Raw genomic sequence first — 20,869 nt, 5'->3', positions numbered from 1 at the left:
GAACCGTGCGTACGCGATTCATGTCGAAGGATCACGATGGATAACGATGAGTCACGCCCCTTCGACCGATTTCAATATCGGCGCGACCTGCCCATGTGCATGAAGTATTTCGGGGCTGTTTTGCAAGATCTGCCGATAGCGCAGCAGAAACAGATTGCCCGGTACGTCGTTGGAGAAAAGGCCCACTGTCGATTCGACGGCCGCGATGCGTTCAACGGAAGTCGCTTCGTCGTTGTCGAGAATCTCGTCGACATTGGCAATCACCGTCGATAGCGGCGTCAGCCAGCGAAAGCCCGATCCGTTGATCAACACCTGCAGGAACGCTGCGGGCGTGACCGGCCCGAACTCCTTTTCATACGACGCGCGCTCGTGATCGAGTATCGCTTTGTGCAGCACGAGCAGCGGCTTGCGAATGTCCCCAAGAAACTGAATGGCGCGTTGGTCGTTCATCGTTCGACTCCAGGGCGAAAGTTTGCCCGGCTATTACACGCGACATCGGACACGGGTGCAATCGGTATCGAGCGATCGCCTCGGCGGGCAGTCCGCACACACGTTTCTTCACGCGCCACTACAATCGGTTGGCCTCGTCTTTGATGGCATGCCAATGGGTCGATGCACGCTGTGTGCATACGCGAACGTACTTAACGATCAGCAGATCAGCGATGCTGCCCGACCTTCTGCTTGCGCTCCAGCACGCGCGCATACCACGTCAACGGAAAGCACATCGCGAAGTACAGCAGCGCCACCATTCCGTAGATCGGAAATGGACGGAACGCGGCGTTGGTGATCATCGTGCCCGTCTTCGTGAGTTCGATGAAGCCGATAATCGACGTGAGCGCCGTGCTCTTGACCACTTGCACGAGAAAGCCGACCGTCGGCGCGACGGCGATCTTCAGCGCCTGCGGCCACACGATATAGCGCAACTGCTGGCCGAACGTCATGCCGAGGCTTGCGCCCGCGGCCCATTGTCCGCGCGGTATCGCTTCGACGCAGCCGCGCCAGATGTCCGCGAGATACGCGCTCGTGTAGAGCGTCAGCGTGACGGTCGCGGCGACCCACGGCGACACGTCGACGCCGAGCAAAGGCAGGCCGAAGAACGCGAGAAAGAGCTGCATCAGCAACGGCGTGCCCTGGAACAGCTCGACATACAGCACGACGATGCGCCTCAGCCACGGCAACGGCGACACGCGCATTGCAAGCAGCAACAGCCCGACGATGCCGCCGCCGACGAACGCGATCAGCGACAGCAGCACCGTCCAGCGCGCGGCGAGCAACAGATTGCGCGCGATGTCCCACAGCGTGAATTCGATCATGACGAGCGCTCCGTCGACGGCGCCGGGCGCGCGCCGCGCCATGCGAGAAGGTGGCGAAAGAGGCCGCGCGGCGTATTCGCTGAGCGGGCCGCGCGCCCCGCGAAAAGCCCTTTGCCGAACCGGTTCAGCAATTGACGCAAGACGATCGACAGCACCAGATACGTCGCGGTGATGATCACGTACGCTTCGAACGAGCGGAAGTTGCGCGACTGGATATAGTTCGCCGCGTAGGTCAGATCGGGCACCGAGATTTGCGACACGACAGCCGAGCCGAGCATCACGATCAGCACCTGGCTCAGCAACGCGGGAAACACATTGGCGACCGCCTGCGGCAGCACGACATGGCGAAACACTTGGCGCTTCTCGAGGCCGAGCGCCTGCGCGGCCTGAACCTGTCCGTGCGGAATCGACTCGATGCCGGCGCGCACGATTTCGATTGCGTATGCACCAAGATTGACCGTCATCGCGAGTATCGCGGCCTCGATTTCGTCGATGTGAATGCCGAGGCTCGGCAGCCCGAAGAACACGAAGAAGAGCTGCACGAGAAACGGCGTGTTGCGGATCAACTCGACATATGTTGCGATCAGCGCGCGCGCCCATTTTGGACCGGACGCGGCCGCCGCCGCCCCCGCAATGCCGACGACGCCGCCCAGCACCGTCGAGACGGCCGTGAGCCCGAGCGTGACGCCGACGCCATGCGCGAGCATGCCCGCATACATGTCGAAGCTGCTGAAATCGAACGTGTAACTCATCGTATGCGGCTCATCGTGGCATCGGCTATCGAGGGAACTTCAACGCGAGAACATCAACGCAAGGGTCAGAGATTCTCCGGCAACGGCGCGCGCAGCCACTTCTGCGAGATCGCGTTCATCGTGCCGTCCTTGCGGGCGCGCGCGATGGTTTCGTCGACTTTTTTCAGCAGGCGCGGCTCGTTCTTGTTCAAGCCGACGTGATCGGGCGAACTGAACAGCGAGAACTTCTGCTCCGGATCGTTGGCGGGATGGCGCGCGAGTATTGTCGCGCCCACATCGTTGCCGACGACCATCAACTGTACCTGACCAGAAAGAAATGCAGAAATAGCGCCGTTCGGATCGTCGAAGCGCTTGATGTTCGCCGACGGCGGCGCGATCTTCGTCACGCTCAGGTCCTCCAGCGTGCCGCGCGCAACCGAAATGCTCTTGCCCGCGAGATCGTTCGCGTCCTTCACCTTCAGCGACTTCGGCCCGAACACGGCGAGGTAGTAGGGCGCGTAGGGCTGCGAGAAGTCGATCACCTTCTCGCGCTCGGGCGTCTGGCCGACGGACAGCAGCATGTCCGCCTTGTGGTCGGCGAGATAGGCCATGCGGTTGTCGCCCGTCACGGGCACCAGCTCCACCTTCACGCCGAGCGACTTGCCGAGCAGGTTCGCGACGTCGATGTCATAGCCTTGCGGCTTCATGTCGGGGCCGATCGAGCCGAACGGCGGATAGTCCTCGAACACGCCGACGCGCACGACGCCCGCCTTCGTGATCGTGTCGAGCGCATCCGCATGCGCGAGCGGGGCGAACGCGGACAGCGCGGCGCCCGTCAAGGCAAAGGCCGCGAACGCGTGGGAGAAGCGGCGGCGGGAGAGGGCGGCGAGGGTCATCGGTGCATCCTTTCGTTGAAGGTTGGCGCTGCAGGGACTGCGGGTGAGGGTCACTCTAGGTTTGCCAAAATCCGCGAACAATCGAAATCTGCGCATGGGCGCCATGACGTGCGCTCATGCCGTACGGGTTGTCCCGCAGCCGATGCCGCATGAGCGCCGTGCATGACGAACGGTGCCCGGAGAATTTTGGATCGCGTATGCTTGGGAATGGTCGGCCGCGTGCTTCGTGTCGAAGTGCCACGTCCGATGATTTTTACTGATGCGATCCACGCCCATGCGACGACTTCCGCCCTTGAACGCCTTGCAGATCTTCGAGACAGTGGCGCGCCATCGCAGCTTCACGCGCGCGGCCGAGCATCTGTGTCTCACGCAGGGCGCCGTGAGCCGCCAGATTCTCGCGCTCGAGGACTATTACCGGTTCCCGCTTTTCAAGCGTCACGCGAAAGGTCTGACGTTGACGGCAGAAGGCGAATTGCTGCTGCCTGCCGTCAAGGAGAGCTTTGCGCGGATCGAAGAAATATCGCTGCGGCTCACGCGCCAGCGTACTGATCTCGCGCTGAAAGTGCCGACCTGTGTAATGCGCTGGATGCTGCCCAAGATCATGCTGTTCCAGGCCGAGTATCCCGATCTTCACGTGCAGATTACGACGACGTGGCAGCACGATGTCGATTTCCAGGTCGAGCCGTTCGATGCGGCGATCGTCTATGGCACGTCGGCGGGCGCGGAGGTGCAGTCGGTGCCGCTCTTCGAAGAGCGGCTGACGCCCGTGTGCGCGCCGCAGCTATTGCAGGACAAGCCGCTCGCGAGCGCCGCCGACCTCACGCGCCACACACTGCTGCATCCGACGCGCGATCATCGCGACTGGAAGATGTGGCTCGACTACGTGGACGCGCGCGATGTCGACGCGGATCATGGCCCGAGCTTCGATACGCTCGATCTCGCGACCAACGCCGCGCTGCAAGGCTTCGGCGTCGCGATCAGCGATCTCGCGCTGATCGAAGAAGACGTGGCCGCGCAGCGTCTCGTGCGTCCCTTCGATGCCGTGCTCACGACGGGCGCGCGCTACTACTTCGTGTATCCCGACAGCGTCGCGCATCAGCAGAAGGTCAATCTGTTTCGCGACTGGATCGACCGGCACTGGGCGGGCTGAGCGGCGGCGTGCGTGCTTAAGCGTCGCGAACGCGAGATTCCGGTTCCGCGATGCCCTGATGCATCAGGGCACGAAAGACAGAAACAGATAGGCGGCCAGCAGCGACAGGTGCACGGCTCCCTGAAGGATCGTCGTGCGGCCCGTGCCGAGCGTGAGCGTGCTGATCAGAAGCGTCAGCGCGAGCAGCACGGTGTCCCTGCCCGTGATGCCGAGCGTGAGCGGACGGTTCATCCAGATGAACACCAGCGCGACGGTCGGAATCGTCAGCCCGATGCTCGCGAGCGCCGAGCCGAGCGCGAGATTCAGGCTCGTCTGCAAACGGTTGGCCCGCGCCGCGCGCACGGCGGCAAGCCCTTCAGGCAGCAGCACGAGCGCCGCGATCACGATGCCGACCACGGCGATGGGCGCGCCCGCTTCGAGTACCGCGCGCTCGACGACGGGCGACAGCACTTTGGCGAGCAGCACGACGGCGACGAGACACACCATCAGCAATACGCTGCTCGTCAGCGCAATGCGCGCGCTGGGCGGTGCGGCGTGCGCGTTTTCGTCGCCGGCATCGTCGGCGAGAAAGTAGTCGCGGTGGCGCACCGTCTGCACGAACACGAATACGCCGTACAGCACCAGCGAGGACACGCCCGCAAACGCAAGCTGTGAGGCGGTGAGCGCGGGTCCGAGCGTGACGCTTATGTAGTTGGGCATCACGAGCGACAGCCCCGACAGCGACGCGAGCACGGCCAGCGCCGCGCTCGCGCCGCGAATCTGGAAGCCCTGCTCGCGATGGCGCAATCCGCCGAACAGCAGGCACACGCCGACAATGCCGTTGCACACGAGCATCACGGCGGCGAACACGGTATCGCGCGCGAGTCCTGCTTTCTCCGGGCCGGCCGACAGCATCACCGATACGATCAGCGCGACCTCGATCACCGTCACGGCGACGGCGAGCACGAGCGTGCCGAACGGCTCGCCGATGCGATGCGCAACCACTTCCGCATGATGCACGCCCGCGAATACCGAGCACCCCAGCGCGATGGCAGCGAGCGCCACCAGCAGTCCGTTGCCGGGCAGCGCATAGGCGCCGCCGAGCACGACCCACGCGAGCAGAGGGGCTGCGATCGTCCAGCGGGGCAGTACGGGCGAAGTCGATGCCATGTGCGTTTCAGTCCGTTTATCGTTGTTCGGAAGACCTGGCGCGGACGCGCAGACTCACGAGCCGTGAGTACACGAAATTAAAGCAGTTCGGCTCGCCGTATGTATGACAGGTCGGGTCGCGATGCGCATTGTGCAAAGAAAAACACCGCTCCTCGCGGCGAAGAGCGGTGTGTGTCGTGCACGATCCGGCGCCCGCGTCGCGAGCCCCGGGAGCTTTGGCGTTGAACTTATTGCCCGACGGGGCGGATCGTCAGCGCGTTCTTCACCGATGTCACGCCTGCCACGTTTTCCGCGACCTGCGTGGCCTTGTCGACTTGCGGCTGCTCCGGTACCGAGCCCTGCAGCGTCACCGCACCGCTCTTCGCGCGGACTGTGATGTTCGAGACACTGATGTCCTTGCTCTTCGACAGCGCGGCGCGCACCTTCTTCGCCAGCGCGCGGTCAGCCGATTTCGCTGCCTTCGCGGTCTGCTTTGCGCTGGGCTGGTTGGTCATGTCGGCATCGCTTGCCTGAGCATAGGCATTGATCGATGCGAGAACCACGAGCGCGCCACCTACCAACTTGATTGCCTGAATCGCCTTCATACACTTTCTCCTGTTGTCATGATTTGCGACGGTGTCACGCATGAACGCACCCGACAAACGGGCCGTCATACGTGATGCCACTGCACTACCACTTCGGTACTTCGCGATGAAAACGGCTGGAAAGATGCTGCTGGTTGGATAGGCATCGGGTGGCCTGCCGATCTGGAGGGCAGGCCGGAACACCGATGCGGCTGGCCGGACAGTAACGATACCTCAATTGGTTCCATGGTGAAGACATGGGTCATCAGGATGAGGCATCGGTACAACGAATGAGCGCCGGATCGACGTCATTCGTGCCGGATTGCGTGCATCGTGCATGGATACGGGCGGCGCGTCATCATGCTGCAAACTGCGTGGTCCAGGCGACCGACCCGGCCGACCCGTTTGCCACCGACGAATCCTCGCATGGTCACGACAACGCTTCCTATCGTTCCTCTTCGTCGCAACGATCTACCCGTCGATACGGTTGACCTTGCGCGCTTCATGCTGGGTAAATACCTGGTCCAGGATCTGCGCGAAGGGCGCGTGGCAGGGCGCATCGTCGAGACGGAGGCGTATCCCGTCGGCGATTCGACCAATCACGCGTGGCCGGGGCGGCGCGCGTACAACGGCTCGATGTTCCTCGAGCGCGGGCACGCGTATGTGCGGCTCACCTACGGCATCTATAACGTGATCAACGTGGTCAGCGAGCACGAAGGGACGGGGGCCGCCGTGCTGATCCGCGCGCTGGAGCCCGCCGAAGGCATCGAATGGATGCAGGCGCGCCGGCCGGATACGAAGCCGCGCGATCTCGCGCGCGGGCCCGGCCGGCTCGCGCTCGCGCTGGGCATCGATCTGGGCTTTGACGGCGCGGACCTCTGCACAGGGCGCGGCTTGTGGCTCGGCGCGATCGACGCAAAGCCCACGCCGTTCGCCGTGACGACGCGCATCGGCATTGCGCGCGAGACGCATCGCCTGTTGCGTTTTTACGAGCCGGGGAGTCCGTTCGTCAGCGGGCCGCGCAAGCTGCTGTCAGCGGGATGACGCGCGGCGCCGCGTTTCCAGAACGCCCGTCGATGTTCCGCACGCCGTGACATGCGGCAGTCGTCGCGCTTGCCACATGTCTGGGCAAGTCCGGATGCGGCCCGTCATTGTTGCGGCGCTCCGTCCCTTGAATCGACAGCGGCTCGTACGACTCCAGAACTTTTGCACTCAGCGCAATTATGTATCTCTGATATAGGGGTTTTCCCTCGGTATGCCGATGGTTAAACTCGATTCACTGGCTTCATACATGGTGTGTGAAGCGGCTGACAAAACAACCATTGGAGGTAGTTACCATGAAATCGCTGATCAAGGCTGTCGCCATCGCTGCTGTTCTCGCCGCGCCCGTCGTTTCGTTCGCGCAATCGAACCAGCCCGTCACCCGCGCACAGGTTCGCTCGGAACTGATCCAGCTGGAAAAGGCAGGCTATAACCCCGCAACGGCTTCCGATCCGACCTATCCGGCCGACATCCAGGCCGCCGAAGCACGCGTCCAGGCCCAGAACGGCGCTGTCGCGCAAGCGGCCGCCGCCGATACGGGTTATGGCACGGCGACCAACGGTTCGTCGCAATCGGGCGCCGCGAAGCGGCTGAGCCCGGCGCAAAACAACATCTACTTCGGCAATTGATCGTCGTCCAGGGGCCGCGAAGTGTGCGGCCCTTCATGCGTGCTTTCGAAGAACAATGAAACGCGCATGACAAACATTGCGATGGTGGCGCTGCACGGGGTTCAAGACCCGCGGCCGTGCCGCTGTCGACGAAGCTTGAACCTCCGCCGCCGCAAGGTGGCTTTGCCCAACCTCGCGGATTGGGCTTTTTTTGTTGGTGCGAGCGAGTGGACTGACGCTGAGGCGCGGCGCGTTGTGCGTCAAATGCCGCGTATCAAATGCCGCTGTCGCGACGGCGAAACGCAAAGTGCGACAGCAGCGGGCGAAAGCGCTTCTACGCGCCGTGAATGTAGTGCTCCAGCTGCTGGATCGTGAACTGCTGCTCGGCGATGATGTTCTTCACGAGGTCGCCGATCGACACCATGCCGATCAGCTTGTCGCCCTCCATTACGGGCAGGTGCCGCATGCGGCGCTCGGTCATCAGCGCCATGCATTGGTCGGTGGTCTGCTCGAGCGTCACGAAGCGCACGGCGCTGCTCATGATGTCACGTACGGCTGTCGTCTTCGATGAGCGGTCCATCAGTACGATCTTGCGCGCATAGTCGCGTTCGGTGACGATCCCCGCGATCGACCCGTTCTCCTTGACGATCAATGCACCGATCTGTTTTTCGGCCATCAGCTTGATGGCGTTGTAGACGGAATCGGATGCCTCGACGGTGTAGACGTCTTGATTCGGCTTCGATTTGAGTACTTGTGCAACGCTAGTCATGGAGCGGCTCCGTTTGCAGTGCAGCACGCCCGGCCGCGGCGCGCTGGGGTGAAGGAGAGGCACGTCAAGCGCAGATCAGGCGCAGATGAAGTATAGGCGTCGACAGCGGCTGCGGCGACGCTCGCTTCGCCTGGTTTCGTGGGGGCCGGCACGCATGTCATGCAAACGGCAATGCGAGCGATGGGCGCCGTTGTTCGTTCGGCTTCGATCGCTCCGTTTCGTGCAATGGCGGATGCGCCGCAGCGCCCGCGCGCACCATCGCGGAGCGCGACAGGTAGAATTCACCGTTTAGCGGTAAACTCCGCTCTGTACTTTGTTCGCCGGTTTCTTTTTTAGCCCGGTCTTCATCCCCGTTAGTTCACGGGTTCATGTCCGCAATACCGTTAACGCCATGCCCATGTCTCACGAGCCGTCGCACGCAGACGGCGCACCTACCGGCGAATGCGTCGCGCTCGACGCGACGGCCACGCTTCCAACCCGCTACGGCATCTTCACGTCCTATGTGTTTCGTGTACACGACTCGGGCGCGGAACACGTCGCGCTCGTGATGGGCGATGTCGCGAACAGGCAGTCGGTGCTCACGCGCCTGCATTCGGAATGTCTGACGGGCGACGTGCTCGGCTCGTATCGTTGCGACTGCGGCGAACAACTGGATCTCGCGCTGCGCTATATCGCAGCCGAAGGTTGCGGCGTGCTGCTCTATCTGCGCGGACACGAAGGACGCGGCATCGGGCTGTCGAACAAGATTCGTGCGTATGCGTTGCAGGAGCAGGGCCGCGATACCGTCGAAGCGAATCTCGACCTCGGCCTGCCCGACGACTCTCGCGAGTACGATTCGGCGGCCGCCATTCTGCGGCTGTTGAAGGTGACGTCCGTGCGGCTGATGAGCAACAACCCGAAGAAGTTCGACACGCTGTCGAAGCACGGTATTCCCGTGTGCGAGCGGGTCGCACTGGCGATTCCGATGCGCGAAGAGAACGAGCGCTATATCCGCACGAAACAGGTGAAGTTTGGGCACTACTTCGAGGAAAACGAATAGCTTTAATGTGGTGGAGAAGAACCCGTCTGGATTTGGATATTCAATCTTCAATTGATTGATTTATAAGAATTTGTCCGAGGCAAGCTAGCGTAAGGGTGCGGATGTCTACCGCCGTTCTAAAAATAATGAACGAATGAAAGAAAGTTAATATACGGCTTCCTGAAAAGCGTGCTTGGATTCGGTTGTGGTTTTAGTTGATTGATTTAAAAGAGATCTGTTGCTCAGATCTGAGCGCCTGGTTGACAAGTTTCACTCACGTTCCTATATCTGAACCGGCCATGCCGGCGTAGGTTTTCTCCCATTGCGAGAAAACCTACGCCATGTGTCTTTTTCCGCAGAAACCTACGCCGGGTGCGATGACCTTTCGCGGATTTGTCACGACGTCATTGCAACAGTGATCTGATCGCCACGCCTTTCGGCATGAACCATTTCAATGAATTCTCATCGCGCTTCAGGTTGGTGGTAACCAGCCCGGCGCTACGCAAACGCGCTCCCACAGGCGCTCCGCTAGCCTGCCGTTGTTATGTTTTAGCACCGCTTTGCACCCCTGAAAGGGCTCCCGCCTTGAGGTTGGCTGCGTGGCGTAAAGCGATCGCGTTGGATGCGCCCTAGTCGGCTTTCCGTGTTCGAGATCCAAACGATTGCTCTGCTACGCGTGAACGCACGCGGCGGTTCACTGTGTAGATTCCAAGAGATTGCGACATCGCGCGAACGGCGTGCGAGGTCGAGTTCAGCAGCCCCGAAGCCTTCGACAGATCGTCGGATCGTCGCGCATGGCTTCGTCACCATTGTCGAAAGAGCGGCTCGGCCCTGTGAGAACGATTGCGCCCGACGCTCGCCGGGATGGCGCTGACAGTCGCGTGCCCACCGCGCAGATGCCAGTAACGTTCTCGTTCCGGTTGGTTGCCGATCCCCGTTTCCGCACGTCATTCAACTCTGCATAGAGTGCCGTGCGATCCCTGACCGTGAATTCCGTGCGGCCGGCATAGGGCTGGCTCCCGAGGAGCACATCACGTTGCTCCGGCGTGCGGTCACTCAACAAGATCTTTCCTGAAACAGAGGCATGCAGCGGAGCGGTAACGTTCGTATCGAACTACGGTGCGACGCTGTAGTTGCCTGCGACGGAATCCACCCGTGGCCCGATGGTCGCCGAGAAAGGCGATCAGTAGCACTGACGGACCATGGCGCTCCTGTAACTGTCAACGCCGATTGAATTCTGACCCACAGGGGGCGCGGACGAAAACTTGGACTACCTGGAGGTAGTTCATGTTCTCATACGAAGATCGCATTCGAGCGGTCCGACTCTACTTGAAGCTGGGCAAGCGCCTCGGGGCGACCATCCGGCAGTTGGGCTATCCAACAAAGAATTCTCTCAAAGCCTGGCATCGCGAATACGAACAGTGCCATGATCTGCGGGCCGGCTATGTCCGTTCGAGGCCGAGGTATTCGGCTGAACAGAAGAAGGCGGCTGTCGGTCATTATTTGAGCCATGACCGCTGTGCTGCCGCAACCTTGAGGGCTTTAGGCTATCCGAGTCGCGAGACGCTTGCAGCCTGGATCGAAGAGCTGCATCCCGAAATCAGAAAACGCGTTGTCGGCAGAGCAACTGGCAGCGTTCCGAAATCGCCGGACGTGAAGCAGGCGGCAGTCATCGAGCTGTGCACCAGAGAGGAAAGCGCGCGCCTAGTTGCCCGGAAAGCAGGCGTGAGCAGGCCGACGCTTTACAATTGGAAGAACCAGCTACTCGGTCGTGACGCCCCAGCATCCATGAAACGCCAGAAGAAGCCAGCACCGGACGACGAGCGTGCGAAACTGGAGCAGCAGGTCGAATCGCTTCGACGCGACATCCGGCAACTGCAGCTCGAGCACGACATCCTGAAGAAGGCAAACGAACTGATAAAAAAAGGAATGGGCATCGACCCGCAACTCCTGAGCAACCGGGAGAAGACGATGCTGGTTGATGCCCTCAAGCAGAGCTATTCGTTCCCAGAGTTGTTAGCGGCCCTGGGGCTTGCCCGCAGTTCCTACTTCTATCACCGTGCACGTCAGCTCGTTGCTGACAGGCACGCTGACGCGCGTCGCGTCATCGCGGATATCTTCAAACTCAATCACCGTTGCTACGGATATCGCCGGATCCACGCGGCGTTGGGCAGGCAGCAGATCGTGATCTCGGAGAAGGTGGTGCGACGTTTGATGCGACAGGAAGGTCTGGCCGTTGCCACGACCAGGCGACGTCGCTACGGCTCCTATTGCGGAGAAATAAGCCCTGCGCCGGAGAACATCATCAATCGTGACTTCCGCGCCGCTGCCCCGAATCAGAAATGGCTCACGGACATTACCGAATTCCAGATTCCGGCCGGCAAGGTGTATCTGTCGCCGGTGATTGACTGCTTCGACGGTCTCGTTGTGAGTTGGTCAATCAGCACGCGGCCGGATGCCGAACTCGTCAACACCATGCTGGATTCGGCGATTGAGTCGCTGGCTGCCTGCGAGGAACGGCCTGTGGTTCACTCCGATCGCGGTGCACACTATCGCTGGCCGGGGTGGCTCTCACGGATGCGTAATGCAAGACTGATTCGTTCGATGTCGCGCAAAGGATGTTCGCCGGATAATGCAGCGTGCGAAGGTTTCTTCGGGCACCTCAAGACGGAGTTATTCTATCCTCGTGACTGGCGGGCCACGACCGTTGATCAATTCATTGAAGTCGTTGACTCGTATATCCGCTGGTATAACGCAAAGCGTATCAAGGTCTCGCTCGGTTCCCTCAGCCCCATCGAATACCGGCAGAGTCTTGGAATCGCGGCGTAAATCAGTCCAAGAATTTGTCCGCACCCCCACATTCTGGCGCTTCGCCGAAGTAAATCTGACCCACCCGGGTCCTGTGTCACGCGGCTGCTTTCGCGCCTGCCCGCGTTCCTGTTTGTCCTGCTTTTCGCTTGTCCCGATCACACTGGGACTCACACGCTTTGGTTACTTCGGCTCGGTGGCGTCGGCCTGCCGCAGCCACGTGCGCACCGTGTTTCGGGACAGGCCCGTGCGCCTCGCAATCTCGCGCCGCGGGACCCTTCTCGCGGAAGTACATCCGCCTGATCTTGGCCAATATGCCCACCGTGATCACCTCTGTAGTCCCCGCTCAAAGATTGAGCAGGACATTCAATCACGTGGGTCAAAATTCGATGAAAACTACGGGCTCAGGTGGGTCAATTCTGCGTGAACATCAACAGTCAAATACTACCGAGCGCACTTTTATGTGCGTCAAAGCAAAGCAGGCTGCAAAAGTACTGTGGCGATTTGCACAAATTCGGGGCAAATAAAGTATTCCGTCGGTTCGAGTGATTAACGAGAAATACATTAAAAGACTATACGGGGCCAAATAACTCTGCGGGAATATCCGACGAAGCGTTTCAACAATGATGGACCGCGCGTCGCGCGTTGTTATTCACCATTTCTGTTTGCGACCGAATCACGACGCATAACTGCAGGGCAGTTTCGTGACTAACGCACGATCGTGGCTGCTCCCTTTTAATTGTTAAATCTTGCAATACCCGGAAATAGTCATGGGCTTTCCATAGACAAATGAAAAGCCTTATGAGAAAGTTCCCATGAGCACACAACTTTCCTTTTCTTACACAATACGCTCGTGCAAGGCAGCGCATATAACGCGAGTAGCTCGACCCGCGTCTCACATAGTGCTCATTATTTGAATAAACAGCGCTTTCGCATGGCATAAGACCCTTCGCCATTAAGCGCCGGCGAAACGAAACGAAATGATGCGACATCAGGGGCAGGCAAGATGAGTATCCGAGGCGGAAAAACTCCGGGCGCATGCTCGGCGATACAACAACATCAAGGCCGGCAACTGGCGCTCCGCCGCTCAATAGCTATTCCTTTGCCGCGCCCGTTTGGACCTTCATAACGCGGCAAGCCATCAATCGTCCCAGCGGTCAGGTAGTCGGAAAACCGGATATCCCGTTGAGGCTCGCTTTTCCTTTAAATGCGAATTCATTGTGCGGGAAGTGCTCTTCGCTCGCACTGACGATTCGTCATTCATCAAGGTTATAAGCGGCTTTCAGCAAACCCGACGCTAAAGCACCTCGCCACTGAGAGACGCTTCACGCGCAGTAAATAGATATCCTAAGTAACTGGAGGCGTGCACACGCCCGTACTACTTCGCATTTCATTTATTCAGCGGGGCAACGACATGAACAAGGCATATCGGACCATTTGGAACAAAGCGCTAGGCGCCTTCGTCGCGGCATCGGAGTTGGACAGCTCGCGCGGCAAGGGGAAGTCAAGGGCGGCCGCCTCTGTCTGCGACGGGAAAAGCGATGAACCAGGTGAATATGGTGCATCGACGCCGCACGATTTCAATGCGCGTTTCGTCACCGTGCTGTTGCTGATGGGTCTGGGCGGATGGTCTGCGCAGGCACAGGCGCAGCTTAGCTGCGCCTCGGCGCCCTACAACTTCTATAGTGGCGGCACCACGTGTGTGGGCTTTCAGTCGACGGCGACTGGCGGCGGCGCCACTGCCGTTGGCTATGCAGCTAACGCTACGGGAATCAATGCCTCAGCCTTTGGCTATCAAGCCATTGCCGCTGCTACCAACGCAGTTTACCTGGGCGCCCGCGCGGCTCCCGGTACCGGCGCGACCGCAGAGTCGGCAATTGGCATCGGTACCGATGTCACCGCTAGCGGAACTGGAGCCATTGGTATCGGCGTCGACACGGTTTCGAGCGGCAATTTGTCGACCGCTGTGGGCCCCTCGGCAAAGGCAACGGGCAACAACGGTGTCGCCATGGGCTCGAGCTCGAGCGCTGTTGCCTCGGGCGCCGTGGCAGTAGGCACCGGCGCCGTCGGTTCGCAAATCAATGGCGTTGCTGTGGGTTCCGGAGCCAGCGCCACGGGCGTCAACTCGCTGTATCTCGGTGCGCGCACGGCCGCAGGCACGGGATCGAGCGGACAGTCGTCCATTGGCATCGGCACGGATGTGACTTCCACCGGCGACTATGCCGCCACCTTCGGCTTCCAGGCCGTGGGCAGCGGGGCAGCAGCGGTTGCGCTGGGCTATACCGCCACCAGCTCCGGGACTCACGCTGTCGCCGTCGGCTTTCAGTCCATCGCGAGCGGCCTTAATGCCGTATATCTCGGCGCGCGCACCGTCGCGGGCACCGGCGCAACGGCGGCCGGGGCCGTTGGTCTGGGCACGGATGTCACGGCATCAGGTCCCTCTTCGGTCGCCGCCGGCACACTGGCCTCAGCTTCGGCACTGGATGCAGTCGCGTTGGGCGCGGGAGCGTCGGCCTCGGGACTCAACTCGCTCGGCATGATGAACGGCGCGAAGGCCACCGGCACCAATGCGATAGCGCTGGGTGCGATGGATACCGTCGCGGAAGGCGGTTCGTCGTCGCCTACGACAGTGGCGGGCGCCGCGGCCTCGGGCATCCGCGCTGTTGCGATCGGCTCGGGCGCGAACTCGGGCGGCTCTTCGTCGATTGCGATAGGCGATTCGGCTGGCACGGGCACCAATGCCAATGCCATCGCGATGGGTACGAACGCAACGGCGTCGGGAACGAGCGCGGTCGCGCTGGGCAGCCAGACGGTCGCAAGCAACGGCAATGCGACGGCGGTTGGCTTTACGTCGCAAGCCCTCGCGGCGTCGACGGTGGCCATTGGCGACAGCAACACGGTTGCGGCGGTGGCCGGGGCCGGTTCGATAGCTGGCGGCCACGGCTCCCAGGTGCTGAGCGGGACGGGTGCCGTCGCGCTCGGTCAGGCGCAGACAGTTAGCGGAAACGGCGCCGTCGCCATCGGCGATCCGAATAGCGCGACGGGCAATGGCGCAATTGCAGTGGGCGCCGACAACACGGCCACCGGCAACGGCGCGGTCGCGCAGGGCAACGGCAACACCGCGAGCGGCCAGGGCGCCGTCGCGCTAGGCAACGCGAGCAACGCGACGGGCGCAAGCGCGCTGGCACTCGGCGACTCGGCCGTGGCAAACCTGGGCGGCGCAATTGCGCTGGGCGCGGGCGCGTCGGCGAGCAATGCAAACGCAGTCGCACTCGGCGCCGGCAGCACGACTGCCGCGGCCGTCGACACGGCGACCGTCACGGTGGGTGGCGTGACGCATGCGGTGCAAGGCACGACGCCCGGCAGCACGGTGAGCATCGGGTCTGCGGGCAATGAGCGAACGCTCACGAATCTCGCGGCAGGCCGCGTGAGCGCAAGCAGCACCGACGCGGTGAACGGCAGCGAACTGTATGCGACCAACCAGGCAGTCGACAGCCTGACGAGCGGCACCGTAGGCCCGTTCGTGTCCAACAATTCCGTCACGTCGACACAGCCGGTCTCCTCCGGTGCGAACGCGGCGGCGGGCGGCTTCGGCGCGTCCGCGACGGGCGCGGCCTCGCTCGTGGTCGGCAATCAGGCTACGGACAACGGTGTCGCGAATTCCACGGTGCTGGGCCAGGGCGCGAGTATCGCGAGCGGCGTCTCAGGTTCCAACGTGGCGCTCGGCCAAGGGGCGACGGTCACGTCCGCCGCGGTGCCTACCGGTAGCGGCACCGTCAACGGCGCGAGCGTGATCTACGCGGGCGGTGCACCGGCTGGTGTGGTCAGTGTTGGCACCGCAGCGGCGCCGCGTCAGCTGACCAACGTCGCAGCCGGGCGCGTGAGCGCGTCCAGTACTGACGCGGTGAACGGCTCGCAGCTCTTTGCCGCCGACAGCGCCATCGACACGATAGGCGGCCAGGTGACGAATCTCGGCAACAGCGTGGCCTCGAGTCTCGGCGGCGGCACGACGTACAACAGCACGACAGGGGCACTGACTACGAGCCTCAGCTATGGCGGCAACACCTATACGTCGGTGCAGAATCTCATCACCGCCATCACCGGCGGCGGCAGCGCGCCGGGCATCAAGTATTTCCACGCGAATTCGACGGCGACGGACAGCCAGGCGCTCGGGACCGACAGCGTTGCGATAGGCCCGAACGCGGTCGCCAACAACGCGGGCGATGTCGCGCTGGGTGCCGGTTCCCAGACGCGCACCGCAACGCCCACCGCGAGCGCGACAATCAACGGGACGGTGTACAGCTTTGCGGGCGGCAACCCGACGAGCGTCGTGAGCGTGGGCGCGGCAGGTGTGGAGCGGCAGATCCAGAATGTGGCAGCGGGCAGCCTGAGCGCGAGCAGCACGGATGCCGTGAATGGCTCGCAGCTCTACCAGACCAACCAGGCGATCGACAGCCTGGCAACGACCGTCGCCGCCGACAAGACGCACTACTACAGCGTCAACGACGGTGGTACGCAAGGCGGCAACTACAACAACGACGGTGCGACCGGCCTTAATGCGCTGGCTGCGGGCGTGGCGGCAACGGCGAGCGGGGCGAGCAGCTTTGCCGGCGGCAATGGCGCTTCTGCGCTCGCGGACAACGCGGTGGCGCTTGGCGCGCTGTCGAGTGCATCGGTGGCGGGCGGCGTCGCGATTGGCTCGGGTTCGGTGTCCGACCGCGCCGTGCTGTCGGGCGTTGGCTCGATTGCCAACGGCACGCACTCGATTCCGTTCAACACCGCCGACCTGACGCTGCTCGGCGCCGTGTCGTTCGGCAGCGCGAGCGGCAACACGTATCGCCAGTTGACGAATGTCGCCGACGGTACGCAGGCGCATGACGCCGTGACGATCCGGCAGTTGGCCGGCGCGCTGTCATCATTTGCCGTGACGGGGCAGATGTACTTCCATGCGAACTCCACGGCAGCGGATTCGCTCGCTGTCGGCGCCGAGTCGATCGCCGTCGGTCCGACGACGGTCGTCAACGGCGACAACGGCGTAGGCGTCGGCAATGGTGCAATCGTCGACTCGACAGCGCCGGGTGGCGTCGCGATCGGGCAGGCTGCGAGTTCGGCACAGGCGGATGCGATTGCGGTGGGCAGCGGCTCGATCGCGAGCGGCGCGCAGTCGATCGCCCAGGGCGCGAATGCCAGCGCGGCCAATGCCGGGTCGATCGCCATCGGCTCGGGTTCGCACAGCAGCGCAATCGACGCGCTCGCGTTGGGCGCCGGCGCGAGCGCGACATCCGCTAACAGCGTCGCGCTAGGCTCGGGCTCGCAAACAGGCACAGCAACACCGACCGCGAGCACGACGATCAATGGCACGGTCTACAGCTTCGCCGGCACCAATCCGGGCAGCGTGGTAAGCGTGGGTGCGGCTGGCGCCGAGCGGCAGATCCAGAATGTGGCGGCGGGCAGTCTGAGCGCGACGAGCACGGACGCCGTGAACGGCTCGCAGTTGTACCAGAGCAATCAGGCGATCGACGCTCTCGCGACGACCGTGGCCGCTGACAAGACGCACTACTACAGCGTCAACGACGGCGGCATTCAGGGCGGCAACTACAACAACGACGGCGCGGCCGGCCTCAATGCGCTTGCGGCGGGAGTGGGAACCGTCGCTGCCGGCGCGAGTAGCACCGCTCTTGGCCAGGGCGCGACGGCGAGCAACGCGAACGACGTGGCGCTCGGCAGCGGCTCGACGACGGCCGTCGCCGTGCCGACAACGGGCGACACGATCAATGGCACCGCTTATACGTATGCCGGTACGGCACCCACGAGCACGGTCAGTGTCGGCAGCGTGGGGCATGAGCGCACCGTGACCAATGTGGCCGCAGGCCGTGTCAGTGCGAGCAGTACCGATGCAGTGAACGGCTCGCAGCTCTACGCGACCGATCAGGCAGTCGATAACCTGGCCAGCGTGGTGACGGCGAACGCCAAGCACTACTACAGCGTCAATGACGGCGGCACGCACGGCGGCAACTACAACAACGACGGTGCGACCGGCCTTGATGCGCTGGCTGCGGGCGTGGCGGCGACAGCAAACGGTGCGAGCAGCTTTGCCGGCGGCAATGGCGCTTCTGCGCTCGCGGACAACGCGGTGGCGCTTGGTGCGCTGTCGAGTGCATCGGTGGCGGGCGGCGTCGCCATCGGCTCGGGTTCGGTGTCCGACCGCGCCGTGCTGTCGGGCGTTGGCTCGATTGCCAACGGCACGCACTCGATTCCGTTCAACACAGCCGATCTGACACTGCTCGGCGCCGTGTCCCTTGGCAGCGCGAGCGGCAACACGTATCGCCAGTTGACGAATGTCGCCGACGGCACGCAGGCGCATGATGCCGTGACCATCCGGCAGCTGGCGGGCGCGCTATCGTCGTTCGCCGTGACGGGGCAGATGTACTTCCACGCGAACTCGACGGCAGCGGATTCGCTCGCGGTCGGCGCCGAGTCGATCGCCGTCGGGCCGACGACGGTGGTCAACGGCGACAACGGCGTAGGCGTCGGCAATGGCGCAATCGTCGACTCGACAGCGCCGGGGGGCGTCGCGATCGGGCAGGCTGCGAGTTCGGCACAGGCGGATGCGATTGCGGTGGGCAGCGGCTCGATCGCCAGCGGCGCGCAGTCGATCGCCCAGGGCGCGAATGCCAGCGCGGCCAATGCCGGGTCGATCGCCATCGGCTCGGGTTCGCACAGCAGCGCAATCGACGCGCTCGCGTTGGGCGCCGGCGCGAGCGCATCGTTTGCGAACAGCGTCGCGCTCGGCGCCGGATCGGTAACGACGGTCGGCGCGTTGAGCAATTACATCGCGTACGGATTGAGCAGTCCGCAATCGTCGGCGGGTGAGGTCAACGTCGGCAACCGGCAGATCACGGGCCTGGCCGCCGGCAAGGCTGGCACTGACGCGGTGAACGTATCGCAGCTCGATGCGGTGGCAAGCCGGCTCACGACACTGATCAACCAGCAGACCACCAATAACGGCGGCAGCTTCTCATCCTCGCCCGGCACGCCCACGCCGCCGACGACCTCCGGATCGAATTCGTCGGCGGGCGGCCAGGGGGCCGTGGCCTCCGGCAATAACAGCTCGGCGGTGGGTAACGGCTCGACGGCGTCGGGCAATGGTTCGACTGCCGTGGGTGCCGGCGCAACGTCGACGGGTAGCGGCTCGACGGCCCTTGGCGCGGACAGTAACGACGGCGGTCGCGCGAATGTGGTGGCGGTCGGCTCAGTTGCGGCGAACCGGCAGGTCATCAATGTGGCAGCCGGCACTGCGCCGACGGATGCGGTCAACGTCCAGCAGTTGAACGCCGCGCTTTCAGAGGCAAACGCATACACCGACGCCCGCATGAGCGAACTGCAAAACGGCATCAATTCGACCGCGCGCAATGCATATTCAGGCATCGCAGCGGCGACCGCGCTGACGATGATTCCGGAAGTCGACAAGGACAAGACGCTGTCGCTCGGTATCGGCACGGCGGGCTTTAGGGGCTATCAGGCGGTGGCGATCGGCGGCACGGCGCGCCTGACGGAAAACGTAAAGATGAAAGCCGGCGTGGGCATGAGCCCCGGGGGCACGACGGTCGGCGTCGGCGCGGCTATGCAATGGTAAGTCACGAAGGCGGGGCCGCAGCGGCGCGTCCCGCGTTCTTCGCCACACACAGTCTATGGAGTACATGATGAATCGACTCTTTTTTGCAAGCCTTTTGTCTACCGCCGTGCTTGTCGTGACGGGATGCACGGCGGCGAGTGGTCCAACCTTCAACGCCTATTCGGTCGATGCGAGCAACGGCGTCAGGACATACCGGGCCGAGTGCCACGGACTGTTCGAGAGCGCGTCGACCTGCATGGACGTGGCGCAACGCATCTGCGGCGACAAGGCGGTGCAGGCGATCGACAGAATCGACCGCGTTCGCGCTGCCGACGACAACCGCAATGACCCGCGTGTTCTGCTGTTCAGCTGCGGCCAGCAGTCCGGCAGTCTCGCGTCGGCCGGAACCGGTGCGGTCGCGGGCGAAGGTACTACGCTCGAAAACTTTGCACTGCAAAACGATGCGCTGTTTCCGTTCGGCAAGTCGACACCCGAGAGCATGTTGCCGCCTGCGAAAGCCGAACTCGACGAAATAGCCGCACGCATCCACAAGCATGAGCAGGTGAGCGCAATCACGGTCGTGGGCCATACCGACAGGCTCGGTCCAGAATCAATCAACGAGCCGTTATCGCTCGCGCGGGCCAACACGGTGCGCGATTATCTCGTTGCTCAGGGACTGGACGGCAGCATCATTCACGCGGAAGGCGTGGGTTCGAGCCAGCCGAGAACGCACTGTCCGGATGGCGATACTCGCACGCTGATCGCGTGCCTGCAACAGGATCGGTATGTGTCGATCACCGTTCAGGGGCGTAAGTGACGCAAGCAGCCGTCGGATATAAGTCGTAAAACGCCCTGATCATGAGCACGTTCATCCGGTGCGCGGGCTGCGCTCTCCGGCAAAAGCCGGCGAGCGCAGCCCGCGTCGTTGATGTCATGCGCAACCTGATGGAAACACCGCTATGCTGTCCGTCTCAGCCGCACTGCGTGTGACGGTCGGCACGATTTGCTTACAGACGGTAGACGTGGAATACGATCCGCAAGTTCAACATGGTGCGACATGCCGTCTGGCCGGTGCCATCCAGGGGCTGACTGTAGTGACGCCCCCGGCCGCCTCGACGAGGCTGTCGAGAGACGAAGGCCAGCCGGAAGCTGCCAAAGCGGCCGGGAGCAGATGGACGTCGATTGCAGTCGCACCGGCCGCGTGGTTC

At 62.7% G+C, this 20,869-nt stretch carries 15 protein-coding genes and 1 pseudogene; 7 read left to right on the top strand and 9 right to left on the bottom strand.

Annotation, left to right across the window (positions count from 1 at the left end; translation table 11 throughout):
• Positions 1-51: 51 nt before the first annotated feature.
• The 4 genes from BMW76_RS36805 to BMW76_RS36790 all read right to left on the bottom strand — a co-directional run bounded on the left by BMW76_RS36805 (position 52) and on the right by BMW76_RS36790 (position 2,940).
• Positions 52-450: a hypothetical protein gene (locus BMW76_RS36805; protein ID WP_090873693.1), complete on the bottom strand. Its 399-nt coding sequence runs from the start codon at positions 448-450 to the stop codon at positions 52-54.
• Between the two features lie 206 nt (positions 451-656).
• Positions 657-1,313, bottom strand: a complete 657-nt coding sequence (locus BMW76_RS36800) for an amino acid ABC transporter permease (RefSeq protein WP_090873701.1) — start codon at positions 1,311-1,313, stop codon at positions 657-659.
• Positions 1,310-2,065 carry an amino acid ABC transporter permease gene (locus BMW76_RS36795; RefSeq protein WP_090873692.1) on the bottom strand — a complete coding sequence of 252 codons (756 nt, stop codon included), beginning with the start codon at positions 2,063-2,065 and terminating at the stop codon, positions 1,310-1,312. Before BMW76_RS36795 ends, BMW76_RS36800 begins: the two co-directional genes overlap by 4 nt.
• A gap of 65 nt (positions 2,066-2,130) precedes the next feature.
• Entirely contained in the window at positions 2,131-2,940 is an 810-nt protein-coding gene (locus BMW76_RS36790) for a transporter substrate-binding domain-containing protein (protein ID WP_090873691.1), read from the bottom strand.
• Between the two features lie 274 nt (positions 2,941-3,214).
• On the opposite strand from BMW76_RS36790, the gene BMW76_RS36785 reads away from it, so the two are divergent.
• The gene (locus BMW76_RS36785; RefSeq protein WP_090873690.1) at positions 3,215-4,090 is read left to right on the top strand and encodes a LysR substrate-binding domain-containing protein; all 876 of its coding nucleotides are present in this window, start codon (positions 3,215-3,217) and stop codon (positions 4,088-4,090) included.
• 63 nt (positions 4,091-4,153) lie between these two features.
• On the opposite strand, the gene BMW76_RS36780 is transcribed toward BMW76_RS36785, so the two are convergent.
• A complete protein-coding gene (locus tag BMW76_RS36780) occupies positions 4,154-5,239 on the bottom strand; it encodes a calcium:proton antiporter (RefSeq protein ID WP_090873689.1) in 1,086 nt (361 codons plus the stop codon).
• Between the two features lie 227 nt (positions 5,240-5,466).
• Positions 5,467-5,823 carry a BON domain-containing protein gene (locus tag BMW76_RS36775; RefSeq protein ID WP_090873688.1) on the bottom strand — a complete coding sequence of 119 codons (357 nt, stop codon included), beginning with the start codon at positions 5,821-5,823 and terminating at the stop codon, positions 5,467-5,469.
• Positions 5,824-6,228: 405 nt separating this feature from the next.
• Between BMW76_RS36775 and BMW76_RS36770 the strand changes: the two genes are divergently transcribed.
• Both BMW76_RS36770 and BMW76_RS36765 read left to right on the top strand, forming a co-directional pair.
• Positions 6,229-6,846 (top strand): DNA-3-methyladenine glycosylase, encoded by a 618-nt coding sequence (locus BMW76_RS36770; protein ID WP_090873687.1) that lies wholly within the window; start codon positions 6,229-6,231, stop codon positions 6,844-6,846.
• A gap of 293 nt (positions 6,847-7,139) precedes the next feature.
• Positions 7,140-7,472 carry a DUF4148 domain-containing protein gene (locus BMW76_RS36765; RefSeq protein WP_090873686.1) on the top strand — a complete coding sequence of 111 codons (333 nt, stop codon included), beginning with the start codon at positions 7,140-7,142 and terminating at the stop codon, positions 7,470-7,472.
• Between the two features lie 313 nt (positions 7,473-7,785).
• Here BMW76_RS36765 and BMW76_RS36760 read toward each other — a convergent pair whose 3' ends face one another.
• Positions 7,786-8,220 (bottom strand): CBS domain-containing protein, encoded by a 435-nt coding sequence (locus BMW76_RS36760; protein ID WP_090873685.1) that lies wholly within the window; start codon positions 8,218-8,220, stop codon positions 7,786-7,788.
• 397 nt (positions 8,221-8,617) lie between these two features.
• On the opposite strand from BMW76_RS36760, the gene ribA reads away from it, so the two are divergent.
• A complete protein-coding gene (ribA, locus tag BMW76_RS36755) occupies positions 8,618-9,259 on the top strand; it encodes a GTP cyclohydrolase II (RefSeq protein ID WP_090873684.1) in 642 nt (213 codons plus the stop codon).
• A 730-nt stretch (positions 9,260-9,989) separates the two neighbouring features.
• Here ribA and BMW76_RS42320 read toward each other — a convergent pair.
• The gene (locus tag BMW76_RS42320; protein WP_245763544.1) at positions 9,990-10,298 is read right to left on the bottom strand and encodes an IclR family transcriptional regulator domain-containing protein; all 309 of its coding nucleotides are present in this window, start codon (positions 10,296-10,298) and stop codon (positions 9,990-9,992) included.
• A gap of 227 nt (positions 10,299-10,525) precedes the next feature.
• On the opposite strand from BMW76_RS42320, the gene BMW76_RS36745 reads away from it, so the two are divergent.
• The gene (locus BMW76_RS36745) at positions 10,526-12,067 is read left to right on the top strand and encodes an IS3 family transposase (protein ID WP_090873683.1); all 1,542 of its coding nucleotides are present in this window, start codon (positions 10,526-10,528) and stop codon (positions 12,065-12,067) included.
• A 165-nt stretch (positions 12,068-12,232) separates the two neighbouring features.
• Here the strand turns inward: BMW76_RS36745 and BMW76_RS40755 are convergent.
• A pseudogene (locus BMW76_RS40755) lies at positions 12,233-12,368 on the bottom strand (sigma factor-like helix-turn-helix DNA-binding protein); the annotation flags it as partial.
• 1,092 nt (positions 12,369-13,460) lie between these two features.
• On the opposite strand from BMW76_RS40755, the gene BMW76_RS36740 reads away from it, so the two are divergent.
• Positions 13,461-19,682, top strand: coding sequence for an ESPR-type extended signal peptide-containing protein (locus BMW76_RS36740; protein WP_090873682.1), 6,222 nt, complete (start codon positions 13,461-13,463; stop codon positions 19,680-19,682).
• 64 nt (positions 19,683-19,746) lie between these two features.
• A complete protein-coding gene (locus BMW76_RS36735) occupies positions 19,747-20,478 on the top strand; it encodes an OmpA family protein (protein ID WP_245763543.1) in 732 nt (243 codons plus the stop codon).
• Positions 20,479-20,869 lie beyond the last annotated feature (391 nt).

The organism is Paraburkholderia diazotrophica, from assembly GCF_900108945.1.
In the GTDB taxonomy this organism is placed as follows: Bacteria; Pseudomonadota; Gammaproteobacteria; order Burkholderiales; family Burkholderiaceae; genus Paraburkholderia; species Paraburkholderia diazotrophica.
Note: the sequence above shows the minus strand (reverse complement) of the source record. Positions and strands in the feature narration are given on the sequence as shown.

Bases quoted from the DNA above. Each gene is read 5' to 3' on its own strand.
- BMW76_RS36805 (WP_090873693.1), bottom strand. From the start codon at position 450: ATGAACGACCAACGCGCCATTCAGTTTCTTGGGGACATTCGCAAGCCG.
- BMW76_RS36800 (WP_090873701.1), bottom strand. From the start codon at position 1,313: ATGATCGAATTCACGCTGTGGGACATCGCGCGCAATCTGTTGCTCGCC.
- BMW76_RS36795 (WP_090873692.1), bottom strand. From the start codon at position 2,065: ATGAGTTACACGTTCGATTTCAGCAGCTTCGACATGTATGCGGGCATG.
- BMW76_RS36790 (WP_090873691.1), bottom strand. From the start codon at position 2,940: ATGACCCTCGCCGCCCTCTCCCGCCGCCGCTTCTCCCACGCGTTCGCG.
- BMW76_RS36785 (WP_090873690.1), top strand. From the start codon at position 3,215: ATGCGACGACTTCCGCCCTTGAACGCCTTGCAGATCTTCGAGACAGTG.
- BMW76_RS36780 (WP_090873689.1), bottom strand. From the start codon at position 5,239: ATGGCATCGACTTCGCCCGTACTGCCCCGCTGGACGATCGCAGCCCCT.
- BMW76_RS36775 (WP_090873688.1), bottom strand. From the start codon at position 5,823: ATGAAGGCGATTCAGGCAATCAAGTTGGTAGGTGGCGCGCTCGTGGTT.
- BMW76_RS36770 (WP_090873687.1), top strand. From the start codon at position 6,229: ATGGTCACGACAACGCTTCCTATCGTTCCTCTTCGTCGCAACGATCTA.
- BMW76_RS36765 (WP_090873686.1), top strand. From the start codon at position 7,140: ATGAAATCGCTGATCAAGGCTGTCGCCATCGCTGCTGTTCTCGCCGCG.
- BMW76_RS36760 (WP_090873685.1), bottom strand. From the start codon at position 8,220: ATGACTAGCGTTGCACAAGTACTCAAATCGAAGCCGAATCAAGACGTC.
- ribA (WP_090873684.1), top strand. From the start codon at position 8,618: ATGTCTCACGAGCCGTCGCACGCAGACGGCGCACCTACCGGCGAATGC.
- BMW76_RS36745 (WP_090873683.1), top strand. From the start codon at position 10,526: ATGTTCTCATACGAAGATCGCATTCGAGCGGTCCGACTCTACTTGAAG.
- BMW76_RS36740 (WP_090873682.1), top strand. From the start codon at position 13,461: ATGAACAAGGCATATCGGACCATTTGGAACAAAGCGCTAGGCGCCTTC.
- BMW76_RS36735 (WP_245763543.1), top strand. From the start codon at position 19,747: ATGATGAATCGACTCTTTTTTGCAAGCCTTTTGTCTACCGCCGTGCTT.